The 6,862-nt window shown below is 61.1% G+C and carries 2 protein-coding genes and 2 pseudogenes; 1 reads left to right on the top strand and 3 read right to left on the bottom strand.

Annotated elements, in window-relative coordinates; translation table 11 throughout:
* Positions 1-1,279 precede the first annotated feature (1,279 nt).
* Complete coding sequence (locus tag NKH52_RS35000; RefSeq protein ID WP_352658095.1) at positions 1,280-3,052, top strand: F-box protein; 1,773 nt, start codon at positions 1,280-1,282, stop codon at positions 3,050-3,052.
* Between the two features lie 340 nt (positions 3,053-3,392).
* Here the strand turns inward: NKH52_RS35000 and NKH52_RS34995 are convergent.
* From NKH52_RS34995 to NKH52_RS34980, 3 genes and pseudogenes are all read right to left on the bottom strand, one after another.
* Positions 3,393-3,650 (bottom strand): annotated as a pseudogene (locus NKH52_RS34995) (IS110 family transposase); the annotation flags it as partial.
* A gap of 997 nt (positions 3,651-4,647) precedes the next feature.
* Positions 4,648-5,824: pseudogene (locus tag NKH52_RS35575) on the bottom strand (IS701 family transposase).
* Between the two features lie 377 nt (positions 5,825-6,201).
* Positions 6,202-6,450 carry a hypothetical protein gene (locus NKH52_RS34980; RefSeq protein WP_352658103.1) on the bottom strand — a complete coding sequence of 83 codons (249 nt, stop codon included), beginning with the start codon at positions 6,448-6,450 and terminating at the stop codon, positions 6,202-6,204.
* Between the last annotated feature and the right edge of the window lie 412 nt (positions 6,451-6,862).

Genomic DNA, 6,862 nt, shown 5'->3' with positions numbered 1-6,862 from the left:
GGGATCCGGCTTAGTAGCCCGCTTGGGCACCTCGGTCTGAAAACTCGTCTTGCCATTGCGCGCCTTCCAACCGCCAATCTCGGCACCATGCTGAGGACCAATGCCTGGATGCGGATTTCATATCACGCTTGTCTTCGAATCACGAACAGCACCTACCGCAGGGAGCCAAGCGGATAACGTGGGAAGCGCATTCACTGACGATCCCACATTGTGAACTGGACTCCGGGCACCCAATTTTTTCGTGTTCGACAAAGCACAACGCAAGATCCAGACCAGTTTGCGCAGCGGAATATACGTTCGTATTGGCTGGGATTCGTTCCGTTCGCAACAGATTGGCGGACATTCGGCATGCCCACTTTCGGACAAAAGGAGAGATCCATATTTCGAAGCGGGCAAGCAATCGCGGAGCCCGCAACTTACCTTGCCGGATCATTCCAGCCAGCACCATCGACACAGCGTTCGACTTCGACTATGGCCGACATCCCACCACGGCAGGCGAACTCGCCGAGGTCGCTGGGCAGAAGGAGCGGAACCTTGGCCCGCGCGAAAGACGCTCTGACGCCGGTTCTTTCTGACGAGGCACACCGATCTCGGCTATGATCCGGGGTCGGCCGCTGATCGATGAGCTTTACGTGCCGGTTTGCAAGCTCGTCGCGCGCATGCCGGATCGGCCACAGAGCGATGAGATGGGTCTCCTGCACAGGAAATCGTCACCGACTGGAGTCAACAATGGATACTACATACAACGATCCAAAATCCCAGTCATGAACTTCAACCAGGCTCCAAACGGCGCGGGGCAACGCCGCAGGCAGAAGCTTCGCCGGGCCAGTGCCGACATCCACGCCGCTGACTAAACAGGTAAAGTCCAGTCCCCTCGGCACGGGAGCTCTCGGATCAATGCCGATCGTTTGAAGCGGTACGTCTTTTGCGGGGATCCATCTTGATGATGAAGACGATCCGACACCTCGGCTGATGCCGCCCACAGCCACCGGAGCGCCCCCGATGAGCCATGATGCTGAACAGTTCCCAGGTGCGCACCCCATCAGTGCACGCCGACATTGGGCAATCATTGGCGGGCGGCCTGGACCTGGCGGCTTCATCCAGTCTTCTTCGACAGGGCAGCTCACCTCATGGTGAGAATGGAAAGGATCTTGTCCGATCGAGCAATTCGCCTGCTCAACCTGGTCAAGCCAGCGACGTTCTAGGAACTGCCCGATCCTTGAAGATTCCGCTGCGCGACAATCACGATTATCTCAAGATGTAGCATAGGAGGTGAACTATGAGGGGCATTGAGGAGCGAGGAAAGGCGCCCATCTCGGCATTCAACCCCATCGAGCGTGATATCACGGACGATTCTCCCATTGGACCGGCGGCTGGCGTTGAAGGACCCGGTGAATCATCCTGTTCTATAGTGGAGCAGACGCGCTCTGAGCCTCAAGATCAAGCGCCTCCTCCTCTGAGTATCCTTGATCTGCCGCTGGACATGCTCGTTGAGATTGCTGAGCGGCTCAGCCCGATGGATCTGCTGAGGATGTCGCACACAAATCAAGAGCTGCGTGTCGCCGCGATGATAGTCGCAACGCCTCAAGAAAGGCGAATCCAGGTTCAGGCCATCTGGCACAGGCTGATGCAACTCCAACCCGGCCCGCAGCCGCTGACGTATCCCGTCGTGGTGGAATCACTCGCGCGCAACTTCAATTGCCTCACCAGAGTGCAGCAGGAGCACCTCGTCGCGCTAGTCGAGGGGCTTGAGGACCAGGACCATCGCGGCTCGGCACTGCGAGCCCTCGGGACAGGCGTGGGAGGGCTTGCGCCCGAACTCCAGCAGCACCTCGTCGCGCTTGCCGAGGGACTGCTTCACCCCTGGAATCGTGCCACGGTCCTATGGGGCTTCGGAGAGGGGGTGGCAGCGCTTGCGCCCGAGCTCCAGCAACGTCTCGTCGCCGTCGCCGAGGAACTTGCGCCGCACTGGTATACCCCATATACGCTGACGGGCTTCGGAATAGGCTTGGCAGGGCTTGCGCCCGAGCTCCAGCAGCGTATCGTTGCCCTCGCCGAGGGGTTTTACGAGCCCAGCCATCGCGCTTCGGCCCTGAGGGGCCTCGGAGCGGGCGTGGCAGCCCTTGCAACCGGGCTCCAGCAGCGTCTCGTCGTCGTGGCCGAGGGGCTTCGTGACCCCGACGACTGCGCTTCGGCCTTGTGGGGCCTCGGAGCGGGCGTGGCAGCGCTTGCACCCGAGCTCCAGCGGCGTCTCATCTTCCTCGCCGAAGGGCTTGAGCCCAGGTCTCAGACCATTGCCCTGGAGGGCCTCGGAGCAGGCGTGGCAAGCCTTGCGCCCAACCTCCAGCGACGTGTCGTCGTCCTCACCGAGGGGCTCGACCAGCCCGGGAACCGCGCTTCGGCCTTGAGGGGCCTTGGCGCGGGCGTGGGAGCGCTTGCACCCGAGCTCCAGCGGCGTCTCATCCTCCTCGCCGAAGAGCTTCATCCCTGGCGTCAGTCCTGGGCCCTGCAGGGCCTCGGAAGGGGGGTGGCAGGGCTTGCGCCCATCCTCCAGCAGCGCCTCGTGGTCCTCCTCGAGGCACTGGACGAGCCCGAAGATCGCACCGAGGGTCTATTGCGCTTCGGACCTGGCTTGGCAGCGCTTGCACCCGCGCTCCAGCAGCGTGTCGTCGTCCTCGCCGAGGGGCTCGGTCCGTCACAGTATCGCGGCTCGGCCCTGAGAGGCCTCGGAGCGGGTGTGGCAGGGCTTGCACCCGAACTCCAACAGCGTCTTGTCGTCCTCGCCGAGGGGCTCGACCGATCCACAGACCGCGTCGCAGCGCTATGGGGCTTCGGAGCGGGCATGGCAGGGCTTGCCCTAGAGCTCCAGCGGCGTCTCGTCGTCCTCGCCGAGCGACTCGACCGCCCCATAGATCGCATCTTGGCTGTCCAAGCCCTCGGGGCAGGCCTGGCGGGGCTTGCGCCCGAGCTACGACGGCGCATCGCTGCCATGGCCGACGGACTTGCCGAACCGGATTATCGGGCTTTCGCCTTGGCGGCACTATTGCCTTAGGCAGCCATCCGAAGAAGGGTTCCGGCTTACGGACCGTCTTTCGCTCGCAGGAGATGACCTACTAACGACATATGTGCAACGACCACGCGGACAAGCGCTTTTTTAGACATTTCACCCAGCGGGATAGGTGCGGTCACATGTCCGGCCGTTCAGCGCGGTCTAAGACCGCTGGCCTCGATGAAATTCCCGATGCGAGAGGCTGATCTATCTGACGCACTGTAAGCGCATTGTCGGCCGGCCTCTCTCGCGTCGGAATTTCATCCCGTGGGTCATCGTCTCATTGTGCACCTCGCCTCTGTCCGGCGTGGCGCCGGCCAGTCCGTCCTGGTCGTCGTTCGGCTTAGGCGCGTGCTGCGGCCCTTGCCGCACCAGTATTTCGATATGTCCCGCCCTTGTTGAGCAGCGCCCAGATAATCCTCGCCATCTTGTTGGCGAGCGCGACCGCGACGACCTTGAAAGGCCGCCGCGCCAAAAGGGTCACTAGTGTCGTTTCCCTTAACGCGCAGCAAGACAGACTCGCGCCACAAACGAGCAGCGAGCGGAGCGTCGGGTTGCCCATTTTCGATATGCCGCCGAGCCGCTCCTTGCCGGCCGCAGTCGGGAAGATGGGAAGCTTCCAACGAGAACTGCCCAATGCGAACAAGAAGAGCAGTGTCGGCAGTAATCCTGCGCCTCGAACGCTCATCCTAACGCCGTTAAGCGTTGAGCTCCGAGGTTAGCAGACCAACCCCGCAAAACGCTCCAAGAGAACAGCGCATGGAAGCGATACGAGATTGCAGCCTAAGCCTCGGGGCCGGACGTTGTTTCATATCAGACCGGGTTGGGATGAAGCTTGCCATCCAGCAGTACCCGGTCAGGTTCAAGTTCTAACTTGAACTGCCAGTCGGGTCAGATCGTGATCAATTGGCAGCCTGACGCATGCGCGGTGAATTTGACCGCGGCGAGGCATCCCTTATTAGCGGACTACCCGAACGTACGGCGCGTCGAGTGTTCGATGATGTGATCGCGCTCGGACTATTGGCGTCGGAAACGCCAAAGGGCCTAGTGTCCCTACGCTTTCCGGCGGACGCTCTGGACGCGCTGTTTCCGAAGCTTTTTCCGAAAACGTAAGATCATAGGGCGCTCACGATCTTAAGTCGCTTCTCCTCGGATCGTAAAGATGATTTTCACCGGATCACCCGGAAGCGGATTCATCATTCCGCGTTCTGAGACGCGGGTAAAACCGGCGCACCTAGATGCCAAGGTCGTGTGTAGTGCTGTGAATGCTTCGGCAAATCACGCTTCCTAGATTGACCTGTCAGCTCTGGATCTGATGGCATGGTGTGGCGGCTTCGCGCTGACCACGGACAGAAGCATGATCCCGGCGATGAGATATCGTTCAGAGGGACTTGACGAACGAGGGCCCATTGCAGAAGTACTACGGTTGCGGATGTCGATGACGTTGGTACTGATAGATGGTTGACGCAGCCTGATGCCGTGGTCGTCGCCATAGCGACCACGCGATGATGAAGGGCTTTTGCGTCGGTGGGAAGATAGGCATCCGGCGAGGAGATAGCGGATCTCGGGGACGCTCGGGACGAGTGCAGCCATCCGGATCAGGCGGCGATTGGCTCCTTTGGACGTTTCGTTCGGTTTGCTCCATGCGCTGCGGCGAAGATCAGCCGGTAGCCTCGAGAGGAATGCCAGGGCGGCCATGCACAGGCTCATGTGGCGATGCCATCCGTGCCAGGACCGAGCCGCGCAATGATCAAGTCCGAGATCATCCCTGGCGCGCTCAAAGCACTCCTCGATCGCCCAGCGCAGGCCGGCCACTGCCGCCAATTCGGCCAAGAAGGAAACCGGGCGGGGCGAAGACTTGTAGTAGGCGTTTTCTCCGGATGCCGATCGTTTGCGGCGGACGAGAAGCCAATGCTCGAAGCCGCCTTTTGACGTCCAAGGGCGGCGGATGCGTCCCAGTCGTAGGGAGCCGAGGTCCTTTGGCGCCTTCACCTGCCGCATGACAGACCCAGTCGTCGGATCGAACTCCCTGGCCAGTTCCTCGGGCGAGGTTTCCTCAAATCCACGATCCCCTCCACGGCGCGTGAAGTGAGCGCCTCGAACCGCAAAGACATAGCTGCTCGCGAGCTTCCCGCATCCGTCGAAGGCTGCTGTCCGCCCCGTAGACAACGTCGCCAAAAACGTAAGCGCACGGGACGCCGGCATCGAGCGCCGCCTCGACCATGGCGCACGCCATCTTTGGCTTGGTTGCAAACTCGACCATCTCCGGATCGACACCCTGGCACATCGCGTCCGATCCTTTGTCCAGCTCTACGGTACATAAGGCGACGATCGACCAGCGCTTGGCCGTAGCGGCTCGCGCAAGCCAAGAACACGCCGATCTCGGCTGTTCTCGATCCGACCCGCTGTTCCCGAGTGCTGTCGCGCGACACCGGCGGAACGATCGCCGTTCTTCACAAATACCGTGTCATCGACGATCAGGACGCCATCCACATCGCCCAACGCCGTCCGCCACATAATGGCGAACCCTCGTCTCGCAGCGTCCCAGTGGTTGCGCCCCAACAGCGACTGCATCCGATAAAGCCGTGCCGCTCCGAACTGCTCAGCCATCAGCCAGCCTGTCTTGCGCTCAATGCCGGAAAGAAGGCCGTCGAGAAAATCTGCGCCGGTCTCTCGCAACTCACGACGAGGGAGCACCCGCCCAACCCGCGCCTTCAGCGCTGTGAGTTCCTGCTCCCAAGCCAACAACGACCCTGACCACGAAGCGACAGACATGGTTCCCTCCTTAAGGCCCATGGCATGAGGGCGTCGATGTCTTTGGAGGGCCGCGTGCGAGCCGGAAGCCGCCTTGCCCTTCGACTTCTCCTTTGCGACATGCCCTGATGAATTGCCAAGCCGGGCTGCAGCGGGAGACCTGTCCGGAGAACAGGATCACAGCGTTCGGTTGCATGCCCGGCAGTCGGACTCATTGTCGGCCTTCTGACAGTGTTGGGTATGAAACACTGCACTATCAAAACGATCATGTTGTCTAAAAACGGTTTCTGGTTCGGCACGGCATTTGCTTCGTTGAATCAACAAATACACTACGGCACGAACCTGCAGGAGTTCCTCTATGACCAGCCTTAGGCAATCGCTACTGCAAGAGCGAGCAATTATGGTCGTCTCCACCAAACGCCTTCTGGCCGGCCGGCACATTTCGTCTGCGGCACACTGTAGAGCCATTGCGAAAACGGACCGGCCTCAAGGCCGACACGCTTGTAGAGGCCGCCAATCGCAAACAGGGCGCCGATCGCCTCCAGTTCGGTCTCCACCTTGCCCTCTCGAATGAGTTTACCAGCCGTGTCCATTACGCAGACGCTGGTAGTGAGAACGGAAACATCAAGACCGAGAAACTGTTCCATGGCAGACCTCCTGACCGGTTGACCGTTGGAGCCTGCCCGGGAGACCGACCTCCCGCTACTCCCTTGCAGGGAGGCCGCCGGAGCCCCTGAGGCTAGCATGAACCTGCACAAATTTGACCTATCCAATGTAACAGCTTGGCGGCAGGTGCAGCCCCCGGCATCTCAAGAGCAAGCGGCACAGGCCGGGCAAGAGGGATTTGAGCAGCGCTCGGGCGAGGCGCGCCGAGCCGCTGCCCAAATTCCCGCCCCCGGCGTTCCGGCTCTGCCAGACCCGTTCCATCCTCATCCGTCTCAGGGAGACCTGAACCTCATCGAAGGCGCGGCCCCATGGGAAGCGCAGCCCATGATGCAAGGGAGCGGACAAGAACACGCCGCGGCGCCGTACGCCGGAGGCAGTGGGTCGATGCTAGGT

The sequence above is a fragment of the Mesorhizobium sp. M1066 genome (assembly GCF_040318635.1).
Classification (GTDB): domain Bacteria; phylum Pseudomonadota; class Alphaproteobacteria; order Rhizobiales; family Rhizobiaceae; genus Mesorhizobium.
Note: the sequence above shows the minus strand (reverse complement) of the source record. Positions and strands in the feature narration are given on the sequence as shown.

What these genes read in the sequence shown, in the direction of transcription:
- NKH52_RS35000 (WP_352658095.1), top strand. Translation starts at nt 1,280, where the DNA reads ATGAGGGGCATTGAGGAGCGAGGAAAGGCGCCCATCTCGGCATTCAAC.
- NKH52_RS34980 (WP_352658103.1), bottom strand. Translation starts at nt 6,450, where the DNA reads ATGGAACAGTTTCTCGGTCTTGATGTTTCCGTTCTCACTACCAGCGTC.